Raw genomic sequence first — 25,820 nt, 5'->3', positions numbered from 1 at the left:
GAGCCGGGTGAGGCGAAAGTTTCACGCCCGGATCTGTAGGAGAGGTGCGGGGTGTAATAGCCCCCATCGACTCTAACGAAGCAGTGCAGACAATATATCTACAGCCAATAAATAACAAATTGCATTCTATAAGTAACGTTAAGTAAATTTCTCTCTTAACTCACCTTTACACTCCAACTAATGTTTTCGTGCTGTCTCTCGGTTTGATTGGAGTCAACTTTAAAAAAGACTATTCATACTAACGAGGCAGAATCTGAACTGGAGCAACAACTCTGGAGCGAATGTGGACGTTTGATTGCTAACTGCATTCTCTATTACAATGCCAGTATCTTGTCTAATGTCCTTGCTCATCAAGAGCATATTGGCAATATCCAAGAGGTTGAGGAACTTAAACAGATTTCTCCTGTTGCTTGGCAGCACATCAATTTATACGGTCGCTATGAGTTTAGAAAATTTTCTGAACCGATCAATATAGATAATATTGTTCAGCAGCTAACCCAAGCCCAGACTCACTAATTTCCTTATTCCCCCGAATCTAGGGTTTATACAAAAAACCCCATTCATAAAAAGTGTCTGAGGCACAAGAAAATTGCTAAGATAGGCGTAAATCTAATTACGAAATACAATTTTTGGAGATGCCTCGTCGGTTCAATTCCGAGACTTTATTGAATTTGCGTCGTTAAGTATTTGCTTAGTATCCTTGGCTCTACCGAAAGAGCTAGTAAATCGAAAATGGTGGTACAAGGGAGTAGCAATTATGAGCAGAATAGTTAACAAAATTCCAACTATCAAGTTATTTGGGCTATTTGCATACAATCTATCCGCAATTCAATATTCGCTGGCGGCAGGCTCTCTTTCAATGAAAAATTAAATAGTGGTGTAACAGTAGCCCAAGAACCAAGTGATGCAAACACTACTGCCGATGCTGTTACTACACTAGGTCTGACTAACGACTCCAGGGGGTTGAGTAGTAGTTTGTTTAGTGTCGGTAGCTCTGGCAATTGTGACTGGTGACAGGGCAGCGAGTGTACGTTCAGTGCGAGTGATTCAAGAGATATCGGGGCATAACGATTTAGGCACATTACAGCGCTACCTGGAAGTGACCCCAGAGCAGCGTCGTTCTGCTGTTTCGGTAATTGGGTTTTGAAAAGAATACAAGGCGCTTTTGTTTGAAGCTACAGCTTCTTTAATGGTAGTAGCGTCGCCATTGGTCTTAAGAACGTTTGGGTGAGAAGCCACCCCAGCTAACCCAGGTTCACGGCTCACGGTGTAATGATGTTTGAACTTGATGGTAAACGGGAATACTAAGCATAACCCCTAAATACTCAATAACTAAAACGTGCGAAATAGTCTTCAGTAAAGCAGTTTGAAATGATTATCTTGCAAGCATTACTAACGGTTTAGTCAGTGAATAAGCACCCCTTAGATATCAATTGAGTGCCAAAAATGCTAACCAACTTTCAGTATTAGTCACAGTGATAGATAAATCTTCTCAGTAGGGAAAGATAGATATATAAATGAAAAACTTATGGGATACTTTATCGACAGATGTCAGCATCTTATTCAAACCAAAATCAACCGATACTGATTGCGATCAACAATTCTCCCGTCTGGCGACAGGTGGCAGGGTTATCCGTTCCTATGGCGGTTTTCTGCCCCGCTCCCGACGAACCGCTAGACACCTACTTAGATGCGAACACCTCAGATACATTCCTAGCGAGGGACTTCAACCTTACTGCGTTCAATCCAATTACACCCACCAACTCTGGCTGTGGTATCGACTGAACAGTGAGCCGGATAAACTACAATTGCTGTTTCGGGGACAGTTTGATTTCACACTGGTTGGTAGAAACACAGATTGGGTGGCTGGGGAGGTGACAGACTTTCTCGCTTTTTTACTCCTCAACTGCGAAGAACACCATCGAGAAATTTTTAGACACAAGCATAGTGAGATTTTCTGGGCTTCTGCGGTCGAAAGAAAATTCAAGGATATCTGTAGTATTTGACCAGAAAACCACGTCACTCTCCTCAAGGGATTAAGGGTTTGGCTCTTTTATGAGGGTTAAATACTGCCATTGTCCAAGCGCCAAGCCCGATGGTAACGTTCAATTATTCATATTATTTTAGGTGCATAATTACAGCGATTTGCCTCGCTTAAGCTGCCACGTCCTGGGAATATAAATACTGCTGAAACCAAACAAATACTTCACTGATATTTGCAACGCTCCCTAGTTCGGTCAGCGAGACTAAAGAAATTAACCAAGGTTTTGATGAGTGATTTAGAGGTCGGAATTTCCGACCTCATGGAAACCAGGCTAGGCTAGGATTCCGAGACTTGAGCTAATCCTGAGATCGCAATTGATTTTAAAGAAGTGGTTATCGCCAGAATTTAGTTCTTTTGTCAAACGGGTTTTTACAAGGTATTTAAAATGCAACTAATTGGTCAAAAGCTTTCGGCAAGGAATAGAAAAGCTATCGCAGGTCGTCAAGACTTAAGAAATTAGCTAATGTTTTGACCAAAGATTACCAGGTGACGATTTGTCACCTGGTGGAAGCCAAGCCTGGTAAGGTTCCTGAGACTTGGGCTAGTCCTGAAATAGCAATTGACGAATGCGGAGTGGCTTTCGCCTGAGTTCAGTTCCTTCGTAAAACGGATATTTATTAGGTATCTAAAAGGCGATCGCGCGCGTAGAGATAAAACTACTCGCGTTCCAATTTCCCCATTGGCTCGTAATTCACCAGTAGGCGTTTAACGTACTGTTAGCCATCGCCAGTGATCGCGCCGCAGCGAAGATCGCTTTTTATTTGGTGCTAGTCCCATTCGATGCTGGCAACCTCTTTAATTCATCCTCTATCCTACTGATACCAGTGGAAATGATTCTAGCTTGGTCAGACGTAGCAACACCTTCAGTTAGCAATACTTGCATCGCCTCAAGTAGGGGGATATTTTTGCCTAATACGCGATCGATTACCCAAGGTGGCGTAGGTCTAACAACTTTACTTACACGCTCGACGGTTTTGATAATATTTCCATCAGCATCTTTGTGAACTTCCTTGCTCGACCAGGTTTCAACTGCTCCATCAAACAGATAATCTCTTAACGATTCTTTTGCTTGCTGAATAAAGCTTTCAGGCGCAAACCTCCTAAATTCGGCAGCAGCTAACGCGAGTGCCTCAGAGAACTCAGGATATTTTAGCTTCCACTTATAAAAAGTATCTGCGCTTACGTTCGCACAAAGGTAAGCAGCTTTGTCGCTGCCCGTTTCTCTAAAGACGCTGAGGATTATTTCGACAATTTCTTTTGTGTATTTAGTCTTCATCTATATCTATGCGATTGCCTATTTGCTTTATAAGCTCGTAATTTCAGCCTCAAAAGATTTAATTTCCTGCTGTAGCTGGTCAATCTGCATAAAAACTCCTAAAAGTATTGATATTTTTCTTTACTGCTCGACCTGCTGTTTCTCCAGTTCCTCAAGCTGTACTTTTTTCAAAGCCAGTCGAGCCGTCAGTTCGGCAATCGCATTTTTGATTTCTTGGATTGCTGGCGCGCGATCAACTTGAAACGATGTAGCAGTCGCACTTGGATCGTTGATGCTCGCTAATTCCAAAAAATAACCTCCAACTATTATCAAATCCTGCTTTAGCTTCGCAATTTCATTCTCGAAAGACTGAATTTCCGACCGTAAATCGTCGATTGTCTGCATAAAAAATCTCCTGAAAGTGTATAAATTTATCGTTGATAGCGCGATCGCCGATTGGCTTTGTAACCAGCTAATAACTTCAAATGGTTTCGTGCCAAACCCAATAGCTTCAAGCACGAACCTTTATGAGCGATCGCCGCAATTAAACTGTGGCACTCAGAAACTAAATCGCCGCGTTCTCGTTCGGCTTTTAGTATTGCCTGCTCGTTAGGATTCATGTTTTAACCGCCGTTGCGATAGGTAATAAGCGCAGTTCCCCTGGCGTTAGAGTAAACATCAACACTTGGAGTATTTTTACTTGGGCGGCGGCAGGGGTAGCATCCCAAACCTGTCGCCAAATAACCGCCCCGTAGTTCTCGAAGACCGACAACACCTCCTCAAGCAGTTCGTCCGGTGGCGATTGGGCAAGTATTGGTAAGTATTCCTGACCCATCCACTGAACTTCGCTCTCATTGGGAGGATAGTCTGAAAAATTATTACTTTCTCTATAAGAGGGGTCTAATAGCGTTTGTAATAATTCTCGGAACCGGGAAATGTACCCCTGGCTTACTCCTACAATTTGAGCGATCGCGCCTTGGGTTATCTTCTGCCCAGCGTCTTTTAATTGCCGAACTGCACCAATAATTGCCAACTCTACCCGCTCTACTTTTGAAGCAGCTTCGGGCGTGATATCAGCCGCGCGTCGCAGCGTTACAGGAACGTCAAGCGGGTAGTCAGCGATGAAATACACTCGAAGCTGCTCTCCTGGTCTACGATGGGCGCGCAACCGCCCGATCGCTTGACGAATGTCAGCTTGGATACGGCGGCGGCAAAACTCATTAAACTCCTGATCGACGGATACATTCATCTCAAAAAATGGTTGTAAGTCTAGCGATGGTTGACCAATAATTTGAACGGGATGTTTTACTTTTTTAGTACCCTGCTCTGGCGCTCGTCCGTAAAGTACCTTAAACTCTGCCTCTAATTCCCCAAGGTTTCTAGTAGGCACGCCCACTAAAATCGCTGCCTTACAGTCTTCAACGTCATTTACCCCGCGCGTACCAGTCCACCAAGGACGTTTTCCATCCCCAAGTTGTGTGTTGCGCTTGAAGTCAAATACAGCGACCTTTCCTGATGTATCGGCTTTAATTTGATTAATCAAAGCATCAACTCGACCTTGACAAAATTCAGTGCGATCATTGCCAATACCGAGCCGCCCAAGTGTCGCTATCTGGATAATTTCAAGGTTGCTGGTATCAGGAATTGCTTGGCTGATAGTTAGAATTTCTTTTGGTTCGATTCCAAGGGCGGGAGCTAAGTCAGCAGCCGTCCCAGTCGCATCAAGAAAAATATTACCCGAAGCTGCCGCCGCAATGTCTGCTAACCTTTGGTCGGGTAACGTAATCGTTAAAGTACCGTTGCTCCCAATCGCTAAATTGCTATTAGCGCTGCCCAGAGCAGTTACAAAGTCCGGCAACCAATTAAGTGATACATTTTTGTTTATCTCCTCGGACAAGTGTGCATCAGAGTCAGCAAATCGCTTTCTAACGTTGCGAGGCAGGTCACCCAAATCAACGCCGTATTCCTGAGTTGAATTTAAAAGTTTGTCAAAATCAACCTCAAGGTGCGATCGCAAGGCATCAATGTCAACATCGACTTGAGGCAGAGCAGTCCTGATAAATTCATCCTTCCAACCGTAGTAAGGAGTTTTTATTTGCCCACACAGGTAAGGATGCAAAGCTGTTAATACGGGTCTAAGGGCATCAAATAACTCTGGGGATGCGATCGCCGACTTGGCGATCGCTCTTGTGACATCATTAGCAGTCACATAAAGTGACCGATGGCTTTTGAGAATTTCTGCGCTTTCATCCCAAACAAAAACAACATCGCTGTAATCATATTCGCCTGGGTCTGGCAAGCTCTGGGGATGCGCTCTTAGCCTGGGCTGCCTTAATGATTTTGCGCGATCATATAAGTAGCCGTCTACTGCCCCAGCTTGGCATAGCTCTCGGTTATGGCAGGTTTTACAAATTAAGCCAGATGTATCCGCGCCGCCAATATTTTTACTTCGCAGGGCGCTGATTGTGTCGATTCTAGAGCAGTTGGGACGAATAACATAAGGTTGCCCTGACTTTGCCCGCCTGAGTTTACCAAACTCATCGCGCGTTAATCCTTTGTGCCGTGCCTCCAAATCCGCCCAACTTTTGAGTGTCGGTGTGGTGGGGTTTCGATGTTCGCTGCTTACATAAATGACCTGACTCGCACCAAATAGTTCTGGTGTAACTGTGCCAGCATCAAAGCTTTTCCCTGTCCCAGTGGCGCTGGTATCAAGGATGTATTTAGATTGCTTAAGTGTTTCTGTCCAAGTATTTAGACGTTCCCCTGCCTCATCCCCATAGATAACAGCCAGGATTTTAGGGAGGACAATTTCACCCTTGGCAACTTCCCCCTTGATATCAACGCCCCAACCAGACCGACTGGCAGCCAGTGCGAGGTGCTGTCTGAATTTATTTAACCAAGACGGGTGCGCTACTGATTTTTGTCCCGTCTGGAAATTTTCTGGTAATTGATACCCACGCGATTGGGCTTGCTCCAAAGCAGCGCGATAAACATCTTTAGGAGCGCAGCCGCTATGACACTTGTAAGCGCCAGTGCTTTGTTCAATATGTAATGAGTTATCTGATTGCCCATTGTGGGCAGGACACTTAGCCGTGTCCCAACCCTGTCGCCCGTCTACTTTGTGTCCATCTAGGTAAGGAGCAAATTTGCGAATATCCCCAGGGTTATCTGTGGGGTTAGTCGCTACTCGCTCCGACGTTTGATGCGTTCTTGACCAGCGATCGCTAGCCCACTCTGGTAGAACGTTCTCAAACTCATCAAGAGTAAAGATGCTATCGCAATGCTGAACAAGTCGCACCGGGAACTGCTCTAAACTATTGGTTTCACTATTCCACTTTTGATGGTCGAATCCTGCCAGGCGCATCAACCGCGCTGGGTTCCAAATTGCTGGATCTGACTCTTGTGCTTGGATTAAGCGCTGCTGGTATTGCGTCCATGTCGAGGGCAGCAGCTTGTCATAGTCCAACTTTAAATAGGCGTGTAAGCTGTTGCGCGTCTCCACTACCATTGAAGCGCTGCGCTCTAATTTGGATTCAAGACTTCGCAGCTTCTGCCACTGCTCATCTTTAGCAACTCCATCGCACTCGTAGAACAAAGCAGGAAAACGATTAATGTCAGCATCTGCGCCGCCACCCTCGTTCGGTATTAAATAAACGCCATAACCCTGACTATTGAGCGATCGCAGGTAGGCTATCCCGTCCCTATAACTTTTTGCTTTAATCCAGATGGGGTTGCCGTTGCTATCAAGCTCGACCTTATCGCCGCAGCGCTTTTTTTTGAGCCTAACGAATGCGCCATTCGGGTAAAGCCAGCCCTCGACTGGGATGGGAATAATTGTCTTTTCATCTTTCTGCCACGCCATGCCCCGCCTAACTTGCTCGTCTAGGGGCATTCCCTTAGCGGTGAAACACCGCACCCGAACTTTGCTGTTGTCGGTGTAGCCAAGGATTTCTAGCTGCCTTCTCATCTTTGGAGGAATCATACCGAGCCTCCAGTCGTCTCAAACTCTTGCTGGACATACCACAACCACAAATCGATCTGATTGCTATGGTCGGGATTCCAAGGTAAGTCCAGTAACTTGTCCAGATGCGGGGGCAACGCGGAGCAAATTTCAGGACTTTCCTCCGGCAGCGCTGACCGATGTAGCGAAATATTTTTGGTGAGGTCTACCCTATTTCTAGGTGAAATTGGTAATCTATACATAGCTACTGTCTCTCAGTAGTGGATACATAAGCCACATCTCCTTGTGGTGAATAGCTCAAAACCTTGCCTGTCATCCTGTTAGTACCGGGATGCTTTTGGCTTTTTAGGGATTGAGGCTGTGGATAAAACAAAAGAAGCGAAAAAACCGTCAGTGCAAACCCTGGAAAGTTAGCTGGCGGTTTTTTCCGTTGATTGATTAATTAACCACTCACGCCAGGCGCGACGAACTAATGTCGAGCGAGGTGTATCGAGTTTTTTAGATAGCCGCTCTATTTTTGTCATATCTTCGTTTGTGAGTCGGAGGTTCAAAAGTCTGGGATATTTTACTGCCATAGTTTTGTAAGTGTAGGCTTCTGCCCTACTCGGTTATCGCGACTATACGTCTGATTTTTAAGATAAGCCTAAAAGCTCACAAAAATAACCTAGCCACCTAAAATGGGGCATTAACATTAAGAATGGGTTAAGACGCACCTTTTCTACGCTTTACTAGCTCTCCATTGAGCATTGCGAAGGAGAGAATTTTAATGTTCAGCCTTCCTTTACGGGAATCTTCAATCAGTTGAAAATTAGCGTCCGCAATGGCTGCCGCTTTGACATCAAATGCTTTAAATATTATCTTCAAAGTTTCGTCGGATTGCGCCGCGCGCTTACACGAGTGATATACCGCACCTATTAAAAAGCTGCCAGGATCTTGGGCATTTAGTCTTTTTAGTTCTGTTTCTTCTTGAGGAGTTAAACCTGACCATCGGCTCTTTCTAAACAATTTGTAGTATTTTTGGATTTGTGGAATATTAAATTCCTTAAACTGCTGACAAAAACTCAAAAATTCGTCATTTTGTTGCTCCTTGATGGTTGCGACTATCAAATCAAAAGCAGATAAAAAATAAAAAGGTCGTTTCAGATCCCTGATTTCCTCACGGACATAACAAAACCCTTGCTGAACCAAATCCCACAAAGCTTTATACCAATAGACTTTACTCCAAACAAGGCGATGAAGGAACCTATGCTCTTTGCTTTCACTTTTAAGCCAAGCAATAGGATCATTTTCAAATAAGCGATTAGCTTCCATACACTCTGCAACAAGTTTGTTAACAAACTTTAGGGAATGCCACATTTTTAGCTGTTCGGGGGTGATGCCTGCTACTAAAGGAAATCCTGAATAGGGTAGCGTAGAAATAAGTTCAGCTATCTGTTTTTCTTCAAAATTTTCAACTTCCTTATTTGGAGCAGGTTTTGCTTTAGTCTGTATGTTGGGATTAAAAGTAATTTCTGACTTTACTTCTGTCATTATTTCCTCCAGTATAAGTATCGGTTTTGGTGTTAGAACCAGCCAAGGCGCGATCGCGTAAACGAATGCGATCACGCTATCCCTTAAGCTAATAGCTTCTGCTCTACCTGAATAGGCAAGAGCGCCGCTAATCTATGGCGGGTAAGTCCGCTCAATACTTCTCCCGTCTTGGGGTCAGCATTTATAGGATAAAGCGCCGTCGCGTCGGGCAAATAACTAGAGTATTTTTCAGCTATTAACTGCGCGGCTTCAAATAAGGTTAATTCATCCTTTGTCGCATCCCGACTAGAAATCGTTGGCGGCTTAATAGTGCTGTTGAACTGAGTTGAAACTGACCTATCAAAAACCATCCTGATTATCTGCGCTTTGCTACTGCTAAATATTGCTGCCGTTTCAACTTCAGCAGCCAACATCGTAAAAAAGCGCGCCTTGTAACCATAAATAAGGAAATGAACTAAAAGCCCTTTTGGTAATCTAGAATCATCACTAGCAGTAACGATCGCGCTAACAAAAGCGTACTGCTGCTCGTCCTTAACTTTACCAATGCGACCGTATAAAGAGGTGTCACAAGCAGCGATCGCAAACTCTAAAAACTTGCCTCGTCCATAAGTATTCAGACTCTCAATGTTTCCCGGCTCTATGTTCCCAATTGAGAAACAGCCTACCTGTTTATTAACTCTAAGTAGGTAGAGAGTCTCAGGCATTCCGATAATGGCTTTTTTGTGTGTAAATTGCATGATTTTGTTTGTAGCTTGTGAATATTTAAAATGTTGATTAACGCCTATATAATTATTTTTATTTCTAATTATATAGGCATTATTTGTTATTAAAAAGGCGAGTAAATAACTATGCGATCGCAAGCGTATTGATTGCCATTTCTAGCAATAGATTTAATTTCACACTTGCCATTATTTAAGTAACTACATTGCGAACAAAGCAGGGGATATTCTTGAACTTCAGTATTAATTACTGGTAGTAATACCTCACGTCTGGGATAGTCGCGCATCCCCTGAACGTAGCCTTGGAGGTAACATAGTTCGCTCATCTGGGGAAAGCGACCGTCCGCCGCATCGGTGATGCCTGAAAGGTATATTTCCTCAATGGCTGCGTACTGCTCTAAGCGGAAATCTTGATCTTTATCGGTGCAATATGTCATTATTTGTTTACCTGAGTAGGGTACGGGCGATCGCTGCCCCTCGAAAAGATAGCGATCGCCCTTTAAAACTTCTCTTATTCCCATGTTAACATAGGAATAAGAGAAAAAACGTTATTGTTTTGAGAATTGTTTGCGACTGAGAATCCTGTTAACATGGGGAACAGGAGGATATTTACATGAGCAACCCCAATCCTAATCCGGCGACTCGGTTTCAAAAGTCTGGCAAACCAATACTTAATAAGAAAATCATTGGCGTTCGGCTGTCGCCAGAAATGGATCTTACAGTCCGGTCTGTAGCTGGGGACGATTTAGCTAATTGGATAAGATGCGCGATCGCAGAAAAGCTAGAGCGCGAAAAGCAGCAGGATTTGTCTGCTTAAGGATTTTTCAGCAATAGAAAATGGGAACAATTTGTTCTCATTTTTGCCATAGGCGATCGCTTCCATAGCGAAATGTCCCCAATTTGGGGACAAACCAAACGAGCGCAAATGTGTACTGCCAGTACACACTCTCACGCAGCGCAATCGCCCGTTAATATGAGTTGTGTAAACCATCATTGCGGTGAAGACAAAACCTTTGGTGGACGATCGCCCTCAAGCTATTAACAACTTGAGGGTTTCTTTTTTGCGCTGCCAGACGCTCATACTGCGCGATCGCCGCTTATCAAACGGGCATTGCTTCAGAACTAACTGCGGTGACTTCCTCTTTGGGTTCTTTAGCTTTTTTCTCAAAAACCTTGATACCAGCGTCAACCACTTCAAAGCCATTGACTGTACGTTGTCCTAGCTTGCCACTTATAGACCCACCCCAATCACTAAAAGCTGTGGCATCAGCTTCCGCCTTACGCCAGCTTTTAGCATTGATTAAAGCAGTGAAGACAACTCCATTTTGGTCAGTTAGTAAAAGTTCGACTTTCTTGTTAGGTGCTGGCGTAGCTTCGGGGAGTTCGTTGAATTTGAGCGTGATTTCTGATTTTACTTCTGTCATACTGTCCTCTAATAAAAGATGAGGGTTTCTAATTTTAGGACAAGCTCTGGCGATCGCAATAATCAATCTACAATAACTCGCCATTGGAGGATAGAGCGCCGCGATCAACCTCCTGATTTTGCGTGTCTAATTCTAAGATTTAGCAATTGAGATTATTTCCTTAGACCAAACTATTTAAGCAATTAGCAGACAAAGCCCTCGACTACATCAAGGCTGGAGTATTGAGAGCATGGGTCATAGATCCTGAAACCTTTAGCATTACTGTTTTCTCTCCAGATGGAGTAAGCAAGCAGCTATTTGGGGATACAAAGATCGTTGATACGCTGCTGCCTGGTCTAGAACTAACACCAAAAGTTATCTTTGAGGAAGTAGAACTACTTTGACGCAATTAAGATGCGAGATCGGAATGACAAACTCAACAGAACTCAGCAGAGATATTTTTGACAGTTTGCCGAAGACTTGGTTTGACAGAGGAACTGCTTTTAGCGTTTTGAGTTCTTGTTTCCAGGCTGGCAGAGAACATATTCGGATGGGGACTGGTTTCTTCACTATCAAAGGATGGGGACTGATCCGAAAGTACACATCTGGCAAGCGTGTTTACCTTCTAGTGGGTATTAATGACCCCGGCGAGGCGCGAGCGCGAAAAGCTTTGATAAATGAAATTATGCGCGACTTGCGGACTGGCTTGGATCGAGATCGCCGACAGGCTGTACTTGATTTAGTTCAAAAAATGGAGTCAGGTGAGTTTCGCATTTTCGATGCTAGAGCTATGGCTCATCATGCCAAGATTTACTTGATTGACTGCAAGGCGATGATTATTGGTTCTTCTAATACTACAGGGTATGGTCTTATTGACCAGATCGAAACAGGTAGTCTTGTAACTGACATCCAAGAGATTGCTGCACGTTTGGATAATTTTGAGGCGTATTTTGCCCAGGCAAGAGATATTACTCAAGAACTACTAGAAGCCTTACGGCGCTGGCTTGAACTTGCGCGTCCTTGGGACATTTATTTAAAAACTATGCTAGCTCTAGGAAACCTTCAACCTATCGAGGCTAATTATAAAAAACAACCTGTTAGCTACCAGGTAGACATGATTGCTCAAACTCTGCGCCACATCCGCGAGTTTGGAGGTTCAATGCTAGTAGCTTCTACTGGACTAGGCAAAACGGTTGTAGCAGTTCATGTAGCGTTACATCTTCATCAGGAGGGTGAGATTGATAATGTCATGGTTATTGGACCGAAGCCAGTCCGCGATATGTGGAAGCGCGAAATGCGTAATGCTGGTATACCCTGCGAATATTTTGTTCGCCAGGCTTTTGATAAAGAAAGTTCTGCTCGCGATGGCAGCATTAAATTGTTTGAAGAAATAGTTGAAAACATTCACGAACAGCGCTGGTTGATCATTATTGATGAAAGCCATCAGTTTAGAAATCGCTACAAGCAAGACTTATTTAATATGAAGAAACAACCAAAAGAAGCTCAAGCATTTATTAGGCTAAGAACATTGTTTCAAAATAGCAATATTAAAAGGTTACTTCTAACTGGCTCTCCTTACGCTAAAAATATTGAGAATATAAATAATCAATTACATCTATTACCTCATACCTCTGAAAGTCGTGTTTTACTACCAAATTTTGTAGAGGATGCCCAGTCATGGCGCATCAATGAGACAGATGAATTTATTCAATTGCCAGTAGCTTCCCAACTAACTACGCCTCACGTAGCCAAGTATTACGGTCAAGTCGATGGAGAGGAAATTTATATTAAGTTTGGCGAAGAAAAGCGTTATATTCCAAAGGTTAGGTTGCACAGTATAAATTTTCCCTTATCTCTCGAAACGGAGCTTACATCAGCTATTGTTACTGGCTACTTCGATCTAAACTCGCGCAAGCCAATGTTTAGAAAATGTATAGAAAAGTTGGTCAAAATAGGTTGGGCGAGTTCACCTTGGGCTATTCGTGGAGTGCTTGAACGCATTATTGATACACCTGGTGGAACTAACCAATATGATTTTAAAAAACTACAATTTGTCTTTTCTCGCCACGAGCGACAGCAAATTTTGGCTCCGATAATAGAAAGGTTAAAAGAAGAAACTTTTGAGAGTGATATTAAGCTGAAAGCTCTTCGCCGTATTCTTCAAACACTTCAGCCCAGAGCAGAGAAAGCTATTGTGTTTTGCGAGCGGCGGGCAACAGTTGTTTACCTAAAACAAGCGTTAAATGAATTGATGCCTTCGCTGCGTGTAGCCGTCACCATTAATAAAACGGAAGACAATTACCAGATGAAGGAGACTAAAGAGATAGAACAAATAATTAAACAATTTGCACCAGTGGCTAATGATGGCGTAGTAAATGAAGAAAATTATGATGTCTTTATTTCAACAGATGCTCATGGAGTTGGTGTCAGTATGCAAGATGCGTCTGTAGTTATTAATTACGACATTGATTGGACTCCCATTAGTCCTATTCAGCGTGCTGGGCGGATACTGCGTTTTTGGCATTCCCCCCGAACTGTTGAACTATATACCTTTGTTCCTACCCTAACAGATGAAACAACTCTTCGATATGATTTATTAGGGGTCGTGCGGCGATGGGAAAATCTTATAGCACGTCATGGCGAATCAAGAAAATTTACTGATTTACCTGTCTTAACCGCAGGCAATATACAAGAAATTAATATGTCAGATGTGGCATCACAAGTAACTATTAAATCTGGTCAACTAGACTTAGAAGACCTTGCCGATTTCGATATTTCGCCCTACTACCAACACACAGCTAAACTACAGCTTAATCGCGATTATGCCAAAAGTATTTCTAGTGACATTATCAGCGCTAAGACTAATAGTGAGAATATTCCCTCTATTTATGTTCTGCTAAACTATGACGGCAAGTATCACGGGCTTGTTTACAACTTAAAAACTAAACAATTAAGAGAGCCAGATGTTGTTAAACTGCTAGAGCTAATTTCCTGCACTGAAGATACTGAAACTGCCTTTGTTGACTTTGAGCAGGTTGAACAGTTGAGCGATGCTTGTATACAAGCTTGGTGCGAGCGAGAAGGTGTTAATCCTGAAGAAGTTACTAGAGAATGCGCCCTGTATTTGAAACCAGAAGATGAAGGAGATAATATCAAGGATTGGCTAAATCCTCAATCAGACGATCAAAAAGCAAGTTTATATGATTAACACACTTATTTGTAAACCATTGCTACCTATAGATGCGTTCTATGTTAATGGCGTGCTATCTACTTTAGTTATGGTGAGTTTTTAAGTGTAGGTGCGTTTTCATTCTGGGACAGCAATGCCAAGTTTTCCTTGAGAAATTTTCGTTTAGCTTCCCCGAATAGATAGATTCTGTCGCCAAATTCGTCTACTTCTTTTAGTGCGTTTAACTGTCTTGCCTTTGAGTCGAGATACCACTTGGCGACGACAATGTGGATACTACAGCTAATCGTAAAATTATCAAGGCGGATTTACCCTTTGTCACTTACTACATTTAATAGTCTAAATTGTCTATCCATTTCAGAGAGTTTAGAAAGAAACCACAAAACTAGCCATATCCCCGGCGCAATTCCAAGTAGCAAAAATAGGGAGAGGATTGCCGTTATCTTATCTGTCAGCAGAAGAGCATCTGCATAGTTGATGTCAGTTGCCAGCATAGATTGCCCATTATTCACTAATTTTATTGTCTGATAAAACTCAGCAATGATTTTGTCCTATTTTAATCTTCGTTAGAAAGTACGGTTAAGCTCCGGTAGGTAGGCGTGGATCAAGCCATGCACCCAGGGCTGCTGAAAACCCCTACTTAATAAAAAGCCTCATCACATTTCAAACTTTCGCCAATTCAAAAATACAAAACTTTAAATCTCCGCCAATTTGAAAATAGACAAAGGCGAAAATACGATTTACACTGCTAGTAATGGTTGAGGAAAAGCCATGCTAGTTACCTGTGCTTCAGCTAAGGGCGGCGTTGGAAAAACAACTTGTGCGGTACATATCGCCGCCCTCTTGTCCCAAAATGATCGCACCCTTCTCATCGATGGTGACCCTAATCACTCAGCTTTGAAGTGGGCAAAGCGGGGCGAATTGCCGTTTCAAGTGGTAGACCTGATGGCAGCTTCCCGGCATACCCGCAACTTTGAACACATTGTTTTTGACACCCCAGCCCGACCCAAGCAAGACGATTTGGAAGCCCTAGTCGATGGCTGCGATCTGCTGATTATCCCTACAACCCCAAACATTCTTAGCATCGACGCTACGCTAGAAACCGTTGATATGCTCAACGCGCTCAAGTGCGCTCGCTATCGAATTTTGTTGACAATCATTCCACCTGCTCCGCGCAAAACTGGAGAGCAGGCGCGAGAAGCCTTGGTAGACCTCCCCCTATTTGAACGCTCGATTAGGCAGTACGCCGCTTATGAAAAAGCAGCCTTGGAAGGAGTAATTGTCCATCAAGTAAAGGATCGAAACGCCCGAATAGCCTGGAGAGATTTTGAAGCCTTGGGTAAGGAGTTATTGCCATGAGTAAAGACAATCCGTTTCGCAAAGCGATCGCCAGCCGACAGCCGACAGAACCCAATGAACCTGACTCCGTTTTAGATGTTGAATCTGTTTCTCTTTCAGTCACTCAACCCCCTCCGGTGCAAGCCTCTATTTCACTTGAACCTAAGAAGCGCGGCAGACCCGCAACAGGAAAACGCTCGGATGATGCGTGGATTGGTAGAACCTTTTATATTCAGCGAGAAACTGACATCAATACAGAAGGCGAGTTGCTTAATCTAAGGCGGCAGGGAGTTGAACTGGATAAATCTGAACTGGTAGACAAACTGCTTTCTGCCTGGGTGCAATGGCGTAATGGTGAAAATTTAGACAAACTACTTTCCGAAATTTCGCCAATTCAAAAATCTAAAAACTTGTAAATCTGAAATTCTACTAAGTTGGTTTAAAGCTGGGGAAGCTGCAAAAACGGCAAAGCAGCCTGTGAGCTATACTAATAATGGCTTCGGAGCTTTTTATCTCCTATTTTCTCGTGCTTCGACAAAGTTCCTACCTTAGTTTTGGAGCCAGCACTTACCGACTAAACTTTACTTTTAGTCCCTTCAAATGCCGTCTTATTGTAAAATGATGGCAGAAAAGTTCCGATATCAGGTTTTCATTAATTATTTCGGGATCTTGCCATGTTGCAATAGCGATGGGTCAGCCTTGCATTTTCAGGTATAGTCTGTCCTCCTTGCCAATATTGATGAATATGATCTATGGCAGCATCGTCAATATTTTGAATTTTCTGACCGCATATTTGGCAGGTGGGGTCTGTTTCATAGAGTTCTTGCTTCAGTTGAAGAGAAAAGCACCTCGGCTGTTGGTGATAGTTGAGAAGTATGCTATCAACAAGCATCCGAGTTAAATCAAACCGTTTTCTGACTTGACCAACTTCGCTTGTTCCTAATGTAATTGCATCTATAAAATCTTGATTAGTTGTCATTAAGTTAATTAATCCCTCACGTATTGCGTCAAGGGCTGCATAAACTTGATTTTTGTCCTTATCATAAAATACACCCATTAACACATCGTAAATAGATGTATTAAACTGTTGAGCCTCCCACAGACCATTTGGATTGTTTTGCGTACCAAGACGAAATCTTTTGAAGGCAGATTTATCAAAAAGAGATTTTATAATTTGCACAGAGTTTTTGAAGGCATCTCGCAAAGCTGTTGCATCATGCTCATTTATGTTTTTATACTTCTCCATATCCTGATTGAAGAAGCGTTTCATTGGAGATTGATATTTAAGATATGTAGAGTGATAGAAAGCAGAAAAACGCAATACTAATTCTATATCTTTCATTCTCTTATCTGGCTTTTTTATGCCCACAAGCTCAGTGAAAACTTCATCTTCCGCTAATTCTTTCAGCAGCTTAATGTAGCTCCCTCGATAAACACAGTTTCTAAGTTCCATCTCATTTAAAGGCATTGCCCCCGTATTAAGACGCTCAAATATCTCAAATTTTAAGTCGGGATCTGAATCCCGACGTATCGTAACAGTGCGGATTTGGTAGTAGCGAATTTTATCTTGTAATTCATCACTTAGATCGCTGTATTTTTTCTTGTTAAGTTCAGGAAATACCTTCATTCTTGACAAGCGAAAAGGCTGTCCATTTGGAAAGTTACCATCTATGAAAGAGAAAAAAGAAGTCAATCTTTGCTGACCATCAATAACTGACTCTGTGTTGTCGAGTTCCTCTGCCAAATAGATAATTGGTAAAGGGACACAAAGCAAGGCAGACTCGATAAGTCTACTGGCTTTTGCGCTATCCCATACATACTGACGCTGGAAAAAAGGTTGTAAGACAAGACGACCTCTTTTCCACTTCCCATGTAGAGATTCGATTTCAGGATCAGCAGAGTTCGTGCGGATAGTTCTCTCGCTTTGTAGAAATTCACCTTCTAGTGATTCTTCTACTTCTTCCCCAGCCTCGAACTGAATTTCATCTGTAGCTTCTGTCAACTTGTCGTTCAAGCTTGATTCTCCTTATATTCTTAATTGAACAGGGGGTAGTGTTTTAGATTTGTTAATTACTCAAAAATTAATAACTTTTTGATGTCTGTTAATTGATATTTCTTGAGAAGCGTGTATTGTCGCAGTTATGTTGACAATACCTTTTGCTGTGGTGTTGGATAAAAAATTAGCGCTTTAGTCTTCCAGTTCTTGATACATAGAGGCTAGTTCTTCCAATGAGGTAAACTGCGTACATTCACTCTGGTCATCTATCGTTTGACCGTTTTCCACAGGTAGAACCCGATAGCAGTAGAACTCGTCACCAATATACAACACGAGTACCTTGTCATTGACATTGCACTCATACTTATTAACTAACCTTCCAGACATAGTTATTTGTTTTTGGAGGATACAGTATCTTGTGTGCCATTCGTGTAACCCTTGTATATTCATCTCTTGGTTCCTCTCGACTGCATCATTATCTGATATCTAGAGGATGAGCGTCTTCCGTATTACTACCGGAGTAGAGGGTAAATGAGCAACTGTACAGAAAATTACGCGCTTGACCAAAAGCCTATCTGGACAAAGCATTCTAGACATAAATATTTTGCACCTCAAAAAACTATTCAGTATCGCACTCAATTACCAACTAGGGCTTAGGCTATTTGGTACAACAAACAATAACGGCTCAAGCTTGGGTTTGAGTCTCCTAAATTTCAGAGCCTTCAATTGACCCAGTTTTATTCCTGGTGGTTGGAATATTGAAAGCGGCTCATCAAGTCCAAGCGCGTAAGTTTCGCTTGCGACTGCTCATTTTACGCTATTCTCAAGAGCAGTTTGCATTTGGGAAGGTCGAGGTTAAGATAGTGCAACCGAAACCTTATTAATTGCAAATATTAGAAACTATGAACTTAGATGAGCTTTTACAAGCTGTTTATAGCTACATGAACATAAAAAAAGAAACAGGAGATTTAAGCAATGTTCCTAAAGACAAAATCCACTACCCCAATTCACTTCCATCCTACACAACGCCAGTTTGTACTTCAGAAGCAAAAGAAAAGTTTGACGGAGCTAAACAAAAGTTAGAAACAGTTTTGAATAATTACATTGATAACCGTGTTAAGGCTGTAATTGAATCAATGAAGAGCGATGCTTAGTGGCGATCGCACTAAGAGCGTTGCTGCCAGTCTTGGGGAATTCTAGCCCCGACCATCGGTGACTCTGCCTACTTTGCTATCAGTTATGAATCAAGGATAAACGAAAGTGTTTGTTCAAGATCGCAGTATCTTCACTAATTCTTCACGGCTTCTAAACCACAAATAGTATCCACGTCGAAGATGCTTGAAACAATGCTCAGAAAATAAACTAGATGCTTGCGATAGACCCGAAAAACATCAATCTTTTAGCACTGCCATCATTACCACTAGAGTCACGTCGCAACTTACCAGAAAAATCTGCTCTCTACTTTGTTTTTGATGAAGATGATGAATTTCTCTATATCGGCAAAACTGTCAACCTAGTTAAGCGATGGCAAGGACATCATCGGTTAGAAGAGCTAAAGCAGCTAGATAACAACGTGCGGATCGCCTGGATGGAGTGCGACTCCGTGATAATGGATTCCTCGGAAACGACGTTTATTACTCACTTCCAACCACTGCTCAATGGGGCTACTCAAGGTCAGAGATATCGAGAGTTAATCAAAAACAAAATACTGTGTTTCCTCACGCCACAAAAGCTTAATTTATATCGCGGTACTTTGAGTTACGAAGTTTACCCTGGAAATAGAGTTTTTAATGGGATATACGGTGAGCGATACAAAGGCTTTGCTATTCAAAAACTTAAGGAATTAGCTAGCGCGTTCTTGCTGATTGCATGGAGTTATAATTCAGAAACAGTCTGGTTTTGGGCTGACCAATGGTTGCAATTCAGCACTGAAGCATGGGAAGACAAAAGAGATTTGGAGGAAACTATTACAAAGTGTAATGAAGCCTTGATAGTTTCCCAGGTAAAAAGTGTTGTGGGGGTCAGTTCGGCTCAAATACTGAGCGAAGCCCTGCGATAGCAATAATCAATTTACAATAACTCGCCATCGGAGGATAAAGCGCGATCGCCCTCCTGATTTGGCGTGTCTAAGTCGGGATTGAGGATTAGGTCGTCATAAATGGGTTTCCCGACATGAGACAGCATCGATAAAGACGCGATCGCTCCTCTGACTTGTTCTGGCTTTACTTCTAAGTATTTTTGCAGTTCATCTAGGGTGCGGTGTCCTGAGACTTCCTGTATGACTCGTAAGGGGATTCCGGTATCGCTCATCATCGTCAAGGCGGTTCTCCTAAAACTGTGGGTACTTGCGCCATCAATTCCTACGTTTGTGCAGGCAGAGCGTAATATCCGTGCTGCGGAATCTGGGTTTAGGTGTCCTTTGCCATGACGACCTGGAAACAGGAACCACTGATAGGATGGTGGGTTGTAGTCCATCAACAAATTTCTTAAATCCTCCCCTACAGGAATTGTGCGCGTCGCTAATTTGCCTTTGGTGTTACCTTTACGAATGATTAGTTCCGGGCGCACTCTCCTTTTTTCATCGAAGACATCCTTTCGCCTCAAGGTACAAGCTTCAGCAATCCGACAGGCGGTGTACAGGCAGATGCCAAACAAGGCACGCTCTCGGCTGCTAGTTAGCCCCTGACTAAATAGCAACTGGATCTCAGCTTGGGTGAGGATTTTTGCTCTGCCGTGCCTATCGATTTTCATCCATAGCAATTAAGGTGATAATTTACAGGCTACACCAATATGTGTCCCCATCGTGACGCTGCCAAAAAGGGCAACGAAAGCTAAAAACCCTTGATGGTTGGCTAGGTAAGTCAAGCCTAAAGGGGGCGAGATGCTGGCTGCTAGTCTCCGTAAATTGGTAAGGGGAGAATTTGCATTCCAAGTTTAAAATGCATCAACCTACACATAGATAAAAGCAGTTAGAGATGTAAGAATTGTTTGGCTTAAATCTTTTGATTCAGGGCTTTTACAAAAAGTAGAGTTTGCGCGAAATTCTTAATTATTTAGAATCTAGATTTATAGCAGGAATAGCTAGCCAGGAGCAAACCCAACGCCCGCAGGACTCAAGCTCGACGAAATGGCATTAAGCGCTAGCAATCTCTCTTGACTGAATGGGCGCAATCATAGCCGTCAGGGGTTTTCTGATTCCTTAATAATCCTTCCCAACTCCTCAAAACTGCAACGAAGAAGTTGGCACAGACATTTCCATTGAGCATAGGTAAGCTTTGGGTCTACCTGTCGCCTTTCCCAGTTGCTCACTGTCTGCTCCGTGACCCCCAGAACTTCCGCTACCTGCCTCTGTGTTAAGTTATACCGTTGCCTTAGATGCGTGAGCCATTCGGTCGGCTTGTCCATTCAATAAATATACTGATGCCTTTGTAAAACATAAATTGACTTAACTCAACAAACGTTGTAGTTTTAATGTTTAGTTATCCTCCCTAAAGTATGAAAGATCCCTGCTGCTTACCAAGGGTAAGTTTGGGGAACTGAAAAATGCTCCAACCTATCGAAATTCTGAATCACAGCGCACAAGACTCCACAACTAGGGAGAAGAAGGCTCTCATTACAAAAGCAATGGGACATTTTTATACACATGAACTTGCAGGGCATCAGCTAGTCAATGGAATTCTGCACTCAAGTGTGTGCAATAATCGTCTGGCAATTCGCATCATTGACCCATTTTGTGGTGATGGACGCTTGGTGTGCTGGTTACTTGAGACAATGGTTGCCAATGGAGATTGGCAAAACTCAACAATGGAGATAACTCTGTGGGATATTGATGAAGCTGCCCTTTACCTCGCAGAAGAGAAGGTCATGCAGGTGAGTCAAAAACTAAAGTTGCCACTTCTAGTAAATGCTAGCTTAGGTAATACGTTTGAACGCGCACTCAACTACTTTGGTCAGTTCGACATCGTGATTACCAATCCGCCTTGGGAAGTTCTCAAGCCAGACCGTCGGGAACTCGATAAGCTAACAAAGCGGGAAGCACAAGAATACATTAATTGGCTTAAGCAGCAAGACAAACTGCTAACTAGACTCTATCCACTGTCACAGCCCAAGCGCAAATTCTCTGGATGGGGAACTAACTTGGCTCGTTGCGGTACGGAGTTAGCATTGCGTCTGACTGCATCACAGGGAGCTTGTGGTTTGGTTTCACCCGCTTCTTTGCTAGCTGACCAGATGACAGAAAAACTGCGCCACTGGATACTCAGCGACCACGTCATTCATGAGTTAGCCTACTACCCTGCCGAAGCCAAACTCTTTAGTAAGGTTGATCAGTCCTGCATCACGCTGGTTGCTTCTCCAGGACAAGATAAGCAGTTTTCACCAATGCTGACTGTTTACAATCGGCAGCGTCAAGTCCAAACACGCACTGTCCTCTCTCTTAGCCGGGAAGAAATGGAAGCCAATGGCTTGATTCTACCTATCCACTTTGGGGGAGAGCAGAGGCAGTTGTTTAAAAGATGGCGTACTCTTCCAACGTTTGGCGAACTAGAGGGGCGCGATAGTAATGCTCTTTGGGCTGGTCGTGAATTAGACGAAACCGGACACAAACACTTTTTAGGCAATGAAGGTAACTATCTATTCCTCAAGGGTCGGATGATTCAACGCTTTGGAATTGTCGAACAACCGATCAAGTACGTCCGAAATGATGGTCCACGCATTCCCCCATCTGCTAACTATCACCGTATTGCTTGGCGAGATGTGTCTCGCCCTTCGCAAAAACGTCGCCTTCATGCAACCTTGATTCCCCCCGGTTGGGTGACTGGAAACTCATTACACGTTGCTTACTTTCGTGATTGCGACCTGGAGCGACTAAAGGCACTTCTGGCAGTGATAAATTCTCTTGTTTTTGAGTTTCAGCTTAGAGTTTACCTTGCTACCTCACATATTTCTTTGAGTTCAGTAAGAAAAGCCAGGATTCCACCACTAACAGACTACCAGTTAGTTGCTAGACTTGCAAAACTGGTAGATCAGTGCTTAGCAGGCTGTGAAACGTCATGGATTGAAATTGAGATTCAAGTAGCTCAGGCATACGGTCTTGAGCGGAATGATTTCAAACTGCTATTATCCGCATTCGACAAGTTAACACAAGCAGAGATAAACGCTTTACTGCCTCAAGAGAATGAAGTTGCCTAATCACTACTCACCACGCCTCAGTGACCTTGACCTAAGAATGGTGCGAGCAGTCCCACCAGGAGGTAATTGGAAGAACATTCCAGTGTCTATTCCTTCTAAGCGACTCGAACAAATCAGGAGTAGTTTCGCAGCAGGTAAGGGGAGTCGGTCTACTTATTATGGAAGATTAAAACCTGATGCTCCATCCTATACAATTAGTACCTATTTCAATCGACCAGGGAATGGCTGCTACATCCACTATGACTATGACGGTGAGCAACATCGCCTCATTTCGCAAAGGGAGGCTGCTCGTCTCCAGAGCTTTCCAGATAGTTTTGTATTTTACGGCAATCGTAGCGCGGTCAACGAACAGATTGGCAATGCTGTTCCGCCCTTATTGGCATACCAGATTGCTCTACATTTGGGTGAGCCTGGTATGTTTGTCGATCTCTTTGCTGGTGCTGGTGGTTTGGCGCTTGGATTCACTTGGGCTAATTGGCAACCTGTGGTGGCAAATGACGTGATGCCATCTGCTTTAGAAACCTATGTCAAAAATATAGATGACTCTATTGTTTCTGGAGACATCCGCCAACACGAGGTTTTTTTGCAGGTTGTATCAGATGCTCGTGCAGCAAAGAGAGCTAACCCCAATTTCAAGCTTTTCGTGCTAGGTGGTCCACCCTGTCAAGGCTTCTCTACAGCCGGAAAAGCCCGCTCAATGAGTGACGAGCGTAATTCTCTATTTCAGTATTATCGCCAAATTGTCGAAGCAATTGAACCGGATGGTTTCGTGTTTGAGAATGTCATGGGGTTGCTTAATATGGAAGGTGGGCATATCTTTAACCTAGTACACGCGGCGCTAAGTTCTGTAACTGACAAGCTTTCTGTCTGGAAGCTTGACGCTGCGAATTACGGAGTGCCGCAGCGACGTAAGCGCGTCATCCTAGTGGGTCGGCAAGGAGAGTCACGCGACATCCCACCACCGCCATTGATGTGCGACTCCACTGGGAAAAACTTGTTAGGAATTCCAGCACCCATTACAGTATCAGAAGCGCTCAGCGATTTGCCAGTTTTAGCACCAAGTCAAGATGGTGAAAACTTGGACTACACTATGCCGCCCTCAACCGACTACCAGCGTTTTCTGCGAGGTTTTTTCTCCCCCATGCAATATCTTGAAAGACTTCGGCGTGAGGTAGACAACTGCTCTCTACATTTCTAGATTTCTAGCTTAATTTCTAGCTGAATATCAGAGTCAGACTCGGCTCGAACATAACGGTCCGAGTTCCACTGATTGCTCAATTCTACTGCTACTAGCGCCATTGCATTCTTTAGCTCCTGCTTAGCAACTACAAAATTATGTGAAGTAGTCAAGGGAATACTATCAACAATGGCACGGAATTCCTCATCGATAGTTGTTTCACTGTTATTAGCTAAAATATCCGCAATCTGAAGATCAAGCTGTTTGATTGTGTCGGAAGATTGTTGTAAAGCACATAGAGTAGCTTCCACTTTACTGTTAATCGCATCTGTGGATACAACAAAAGCATTACGGGTTCCCTTGGCAAAGTAATCAAGTAAAGACTCGAAGGCAATCCGGCAGCGCCGAGCTTTCTGCTCTTTTACGTAATTTGTTTCTCGAAGTATATGGCTAACTTCGTCAAAGCGAGTAATGTGTTCCTCTACCTTGAGATTGGTAAATTCAACTGTGTACTCAGCATACTGAAGCTCAAGAAATGTAGCTAAAAATGTCAAATAGCCTGCCTTTTCAATTTTTCGCAAAATACTCATCAAAGTATGGCGATTATCTCGAAGCAATTTGCTCAGTCGGCGGGCGGTTTCATCGTCTGCAACAGAGTGTTTTCTTTTGTCCCACAGGGCTTGACTGTGCCAGGATATAACCTTTTCCCTCTTGGCTTCTACCCCCTTTAGATGGACGACATCACGTAGGGTCATGCGGTTATTTTTCGCACTATTACATGGCTTACATAAAAGTTGGAATTCAGGTCTATGTGTGAAGCCTAGTGATATAGGACCGATATGATCTGCCGAACAAGGACCTGGATGACCGTTTAAGCAGGATTCACCACCAAAAATAGCTCGAATTTGCCCCATTAATCGATTAGCAGCAATCCAATCTCCCTCTGTCCAATACTCAAATACGCGACGGTCAGTTGTATAAGATTGGAGATTTGACTTATTGCGTCCCCTATCTGCCTCGCTGCGACAACATTGGTTGAAAGAGTGGAATCCGTCAAAGCGGTCTGGTGCATTCGACATAGCACCAGGACTGAGTATACTCGGTTCGCCAGGAATGTACTTCTCTTCAATCCAACGAAGCCAATCTTCTAGTTTTGGCTCAAGTTCTGGCGGCGATATTGCACTGGTTCTTAAAATTCTGGGAAGAGCGGAAAATACCTGCTCCCCAAAACTTTCTACCAGCCGGGTAACTAGACTTTCGATGTGTTCAAATGCAACGACAGGAAATGTGTCGTCAATATAACTTAGCTGCTTAACTCGTTTGTTTAGGGAGTTAGACGGATAGACATATCGTAACTCCATAACTCTCCCGCAGCGCTTACACGGCTTATGCTTAGTTGGGTGGATTAATCTAGCTGTTTTGCTAATCCACCGTGTCGAATTAGGATCAATTCCGACTGAAACACCTTTTCTACGCCACCAATCTAGTCGCTTACGACGGGTATCTTTATATTTTCCAGATTTTCTATTTGAAGGTGATTCCCACTGAATCTTATTGCCATCTAAAAATGCATCCGGCATTCCCTGATAAACTTCGTGGTTGGCGATGAATTCCATATATTCAATAAAATTAGGATGCCATTCTTGCCCTTTTCTGCCGTACTTGGGTTTGTCTGCCATGCATAAATCACTCTTTTACTTCGATTCCGTAGTTGGCAAAGAGAGCAGAAATAGAAATTTCTAGTGCTTTGGCTAACTTATCTATGTTTTCTAGCGAGGGATTAAGTTTGCCTCTCTCAATGCTTGAGATGTATGTGCGGTGAAGTTCAGCCCGCTCAGCTAACTTTTCCTGAGAAAGGTCTAATTCTCGCCTACGTCGCCTAATAGCTTTCCCAAAGCGCTGGTTAATCTCTAGTTTGCTCTCTTTACTCACTGCATAATGTTGTGCGATTCGTTGAATGCTAAATCGCGGTAACCAGCCCGTACATAAGCATTCCAGCCAAGACTCCCAAGTCTAGCTG

Annotated in this window: 28 protein-coding genes and 1 pseudogene; 13 read left to right on the top strand and 16 right to left on the bottom strand. The window is 43.3% G+C overall.

What is annotated here, in order from left to right:
* Nucleotides 1–207 precede the first annotated feature (207 nt).
* The 3 genes from C7B70_RS20500 to C7B70_RS26075 all read left to right on the top strand — a co-directional run bounded on the left by C7B70_RS20500 (nt 208) and on the right by C7B70_RS26075 (nt 1,785).
* Complete coding sequence (locus C7B70_RS20500) at nt 208–516, top strand: Tn3 family transposase (protein WP_106370832.1); 309 nt, start codon at nt 208–210, stop codon at nt 514–516.
* 487 nt (nt 517–1,003) lie between these two features.
* Nucleotides 1,004–1,147: an integrase gene (locus C7B70_RS20495; protein WP_233221018.1), complete on the top strand. Its 144-nt coding sequence runs from the start codon at nt 1,004–1,006 to the stop codon at nt 1,145–1,147.
* Nucleotides 1,148–1,548: 401 nt separating this feature from the next.
* Nucleotides 1,549–1,785 (top strand): hypothetical protein, encoded by a 237-nt coding sequence (locus C7B70_RS26075; protein ID WP_146134110.1) that lies wholly within the window; start codon nt 1,549–1,551, stop codon nt 1,783–1,785.
* Between the two features lie 1,016 nt (nt 1,786–2,801).
* Here the strand turns inward: C7B70_RS26075 and C7B70_RS20485 are convergent.
* The 9 genes from C7B70_RS20485 to C7B70_RS20455 form a co-directional block, all read right to left on the bottom strand.
* A complete protein-coding gene (locus C7B70_RS20485; protein WP_106370830.1) occupies nt 2,802–3,320 on the bottom strand; it encodes a hypothetical protein in 519 nt (172 codons plus the stop codon).
* Between the two features lie 120 nt (nt 3,321–3,440).
* Nucleotides 3,441–3,704 carry a hypothetical protein gene (locus C7B70_RS20480; protein ID WP_106370829.1) on the bottom strand — a complete coding sequence of 88 codons (264 nt, stop codon included), beginning with the start codon at nt 3,702–3,704 and terminating at the stop codon, nt 3,441–3,443.
* A 26-nt stretch (nt 3,705–3,730) separates the two neighbouring features.
* Complete coding sequence (locus C7B70_RS20475) at nt 3,731–3,919, bottom strand: hypothetical protein (RefSeq protein ID WP_106370828.1); 189 nt, start codon at nt 3,917–3,919, stop codon at nt 3,731–3,733.
* Nucleotides 3,916–7,281 (bottom strand): hypothetical protein, encoded by a 3,366-nt coding sequence (locus C7B70_RS20470; RefSeq protein ID WP_106370827.1) that lies wholly within the window; start codon nt 7,279–7,281, stop codon nt 3,916–3,918. The genes C7B70_RS20475 and C7B70_RS20470 overlap by 4 nt, the downstream gene beginning before the upstream one ends.
* Nucleotides 7,278–7,502: a hypothetical protein gene (locus C7B70_RS26070; protein WP_146134109.1), complete on the bottom strand. Its 225-nt coding sequence runs from the start codon at nt 7,500–7,502 to the stop codon at nt 7,278–7,280. Before C7B70_RS26070 ends, C7B70_RS20470 begins: the two co-directional genes overlap by 4 nt.
* Before the next feature lie 168 nt (nt 7,503–7,670).
* Nucleotides 7,671–7,835 (bottom strand): ribbon-helix-helix protein, CopG family, encoded by a 165-nt coding sequence (locus C7B70_RS26065; protein ID WP_146134108.1) that lies wholly within the window; start codon nt 7,833–7,835, stop codon nt 7,671–7,673.
* A gap of 127 nt (nt 7,836–7,962) precedes the next feature.
* A complete protein-coding gene (locus C7B70_RS20465) occupies nt 7,963–8,790 on the bottom strand; it encodes a hypothetical protein (RefSeq protein ID WP_106370826.1) in 828 nt (275 codons plus the stop codon).
* 83 nt (nt 8,791–8,873) lie between these two features.
* Entirely contained in the window at nt 8,874–9,527 is a 654-nt protein-coding gene (locus C7B70_RS20460; RefSeq protein ID WP_106370825.1) for a hypothetical protein, read from the bottom strand.
* Between the two features lie 89 nt (nt 9,528–9,616).
* Nucleotides 9,617–10,030, bottom strand: a complete 414-nt coding sequence (locus tag C7B70_RS20455) for a hypothetical protein (RefSeq protein ID WP_106370824.1) — start codon at nt 10,028–10,030, stop codon at nt 9,617–9,619.
* Between the two features lie 92 nt (nt 10,031–10,122).
* On the opposite strand from C7B70_RS20455, the gene C7B70_RS20450 reads away from it, so the two are divergent.
* Entirely contained in the window at nt 10,123–10,326 is a 204-nt protein-coding gene (locus C7B70_RS20450; protein WP_106370823.1) for a hypothetical protein, read from the top strand.
* A 72-nt stretch (nt 10,327–10,398) separates the two neighbouring features.
* Nucleotides 10,399–10,551, top strand: a complete 153-nt coding sequence (locus tag C7B70_RS26500) for a hypothetical protein (protein WP_158260535.1) — start codon at nt 10,399–10,401, stop codon at nt 10,549–10,551.
* A 58-nt stretch (nt 10,552–10,609) separates the two neighbouring features.
* Here the strand turns inward: C7B70_RS26500 and C7B70_RS20445 are convergent, their stop codons facing one another.
* Complete coding sequence (locus tag C7B70_RS20445; protein ID WP_199192405.1) at nt 10,610–11,017, bottom strand: hypothetical protein; 408 nt, start codon at nt 11,015–11,017, stop codon at nt 10,610–10,612.
* A 107-nt stretch (nt 11,018–11,124) separates the two neighbouring features.
* Between C7B70_RS20445 and C7B70_RS20440 the strand changes: the two are divergent.
* The 4 genes and pseudogenes from C7B70_RS20440 to C7B70_RS20420 form a co-directional block, all read left to right on the top strand.
* A pseudogene (locus C7B70_RS20440) lies at nt 11,125–11,316 on the top strand (Uma2 family endonuclease); the annotation flags it as partial.
* A 23-nt stretch (nt 11,317–11,339) separates the two neighbouring features.
* Nucleotides 11,340–14,120 (top strand): helicase-related protein, encoded by a 2,781-nt coding sequence (locus C7B70_RS20435; RefSeq protein ID WP_106370821.1) that lies wholly within the window; start codon nt 11,340–11,342, stop codon nt 14,118–14,120.
* A gap of 750 nt (nt 14,121–14,870) precedes the next feature.
* On the top strand, nt 14,871–15,458 hold the full coding sequence (locus C7B70_RS20425) for a ParA family protein (protein WP_106370819.1): 588 nt from the start codon (nt 14,871–14,873) through the stop codon (nt 15,456–15,458).
* Nucleotides 15,455–15,853, top strand: a complete 399-nt coding sequence (locus C7B70_RS20420) for a hypothetical protein (protein ID WP_106370818.1) — start codon at nt 15,455–15,457, stop codon at nt 15,851–15,853. Before C7B70_RS20425 ends, C7B70_RS20420 begins: the two co-directional genes overlap by 4 nt.
* 236 nt (nt 15,854–16,089) lie before the next feature.
* On the opposite strand, the gene C7B70_RS20415 is transcribed toward C7B70_RS20420, so the two are convergent.
* Both C7B70_RS20415 and C7B70_RS20410 read right to left on the bottom strand, forming a co-directional pair.
* Nucleotides 16,090–17,451 (bottom strand): DUF262 domain-containing protein, encoded by a 1,362-nt coding sequence (locus tag C7B70_RS20415; RefSeq protein WP_106370817.1) that lies wholly within the window; start codon nt 17,449–17,451, stop codon nt 16,090–16,092.
* 174 nt (nt 17,452–17,625) lie between these two features.
* Nucleotides 17,626–17,820, bottom strand: a complete 195-nt coding sequence (locus C7B70_RS20410) for a hypothetical protein (protein WP_146134107.1) — start codon at nt 17,818–17,820, stop codon at nt 17,626–17,628.
* A gap of 515 nt (nt 17,821–18,335) precedes the next feature.
* Between C7B70_RS20410 and C7B70_RS20405 the strand changes: the two genes are divergently transcribed.
* Together C7B70_RS20405 and C7B70_RS20400 are read left to right on the top strand one after the other, a co-directional pair.
* On the top strand, nt 18,336–18,587 hold the full coding sequence (locus C7B70_RS20405) for a hypothetical protein (protein WP_106370815.1): 252 nt from the start codon (nt 18,336–18,338) through the stop codon (nt 18,585–18,587).
* 212 nt (nt 18,588–18,799) lie between these two features.
* On the top strand, nt 18,800–19,492 hold the full coding sequence (locus C7B70_RS20400; RefSeq protein WP_106370814.1) for a GIY-YIG nuclease family protein: 693 nt from the start codon (nt 18,800–18,802) through the stop codon (nt 19,490–19,492).
* Nucleotides 19,493–19,503: 11 nt separating this feature from the next.
* On the opposite strand, the gene C7B70_RS20395 is transcribed toward C7B70_RS20400, so the two are convergent.
* Both C7B70_RS20395 and C7B70_RS20390 read right to left on the bottom strand, forming a co-directional pair.
* Nucleotides 19,504–20,184, bottom strand: a complete 681-nt coding sequence (locus C7B70_RS20395; RefSeq protein ID WP_106370813.1) for a site-specific integrase — start codon at nt 20,182–20,184, stop codon at nt 19,504–19,506.
* A 429-nt stretch (nt 20,185–20,613) separates the two neighbouring features.
* The gene (locus C7B70_RS20390) at nt 20,614–20,838 is read right to left on the bottom strand and encodes a helix-turn-helix transcriptional regulator (RefSeq protein WP_106370812.1); all 225 of its coding nucleotides are present in this window, start codon (nt 20,836–20,838) and stop codon (nt 20,614–20,616) included.
* Between the two features lie 138 nt (nt 20,839–20,976).
* On the opposite strand from C7B70_RS20390, the gene C7B70_RS20385 reads away from it, so the two are divergent.
* Complete coding sequence (locus C7B70_RS20385) at nt 20,977–22,623, top strand: Alw26I/Eco31I/Esp3I family type II restriction adenine-specific DNA-methyltransferase (RefSeq protein ID WP_106370811.1); 1,647 nt, start codon at nt 20,977–20,979, stop codon at nt 22,621–22,623.
* A 37-nt stretch (nt 22,624–22,660) separates the two neighbouring features.
* Complete coding sequence (dcm, locus tag C7B70_RS20380) at nt 22,661–23,821, top strand: DNA (cytosine-5-)-methyltransferase (protein ID WP_233221016.1); 1,161 nt, start codon at nt 22,661–22,663, stop codon at nt 23,819–23,821.
* Here dcm and C7B70_RS20375 read toward each other — a convergent pair.
* Both C7B70_RS20375 and C7B70_RS20370 read right to left on the bottom strand, forming a co-directional pair.
* Entirely contained in the window at nt 23,818–25,479 is a 1,662-nt protein-coding gene (locus C7B70_RS20375) for an Alw26I/Eco31I/Esp3I family type II restriction endonuclease (protein ID WP_106370809.1), read from the bottom strand. The genes dcm and C7B70_RS20375 overlap by 4 nt on opposite strands.
* 7 nt (nt 25,480–25,486) lie before the next feature.
* Nucleotides 25,487–25,732, bottom strand: coding sequence for a helix-turn-helix domain-containing protein (locus C7B70_RS20370; protein ID WP_106370808.1), 246 nt, complete (start codon nt 25,730–25,732; stop codon nt 25,487–25,489).
* Between the last annotated feature and the right edge of the window lie 88 nt (nt 25,733–25,820).

Origin of the sequence: Chlorogloea sp. CCALA 695, assembly GCF_003003885.1 — a bacterium.
Classification (GTDB): domain Bacteria; phylum Cyanobacteriota; class Cyanobacteriia; order Cyanobacteriales; family Chroococcidiopsidaceae; genus Aliterella.
The sequence above is the reverse complement of the archived record's forward strand: the minus strand, read 5'-3'. Positions and strand labels throughout refer to the sequence as shown.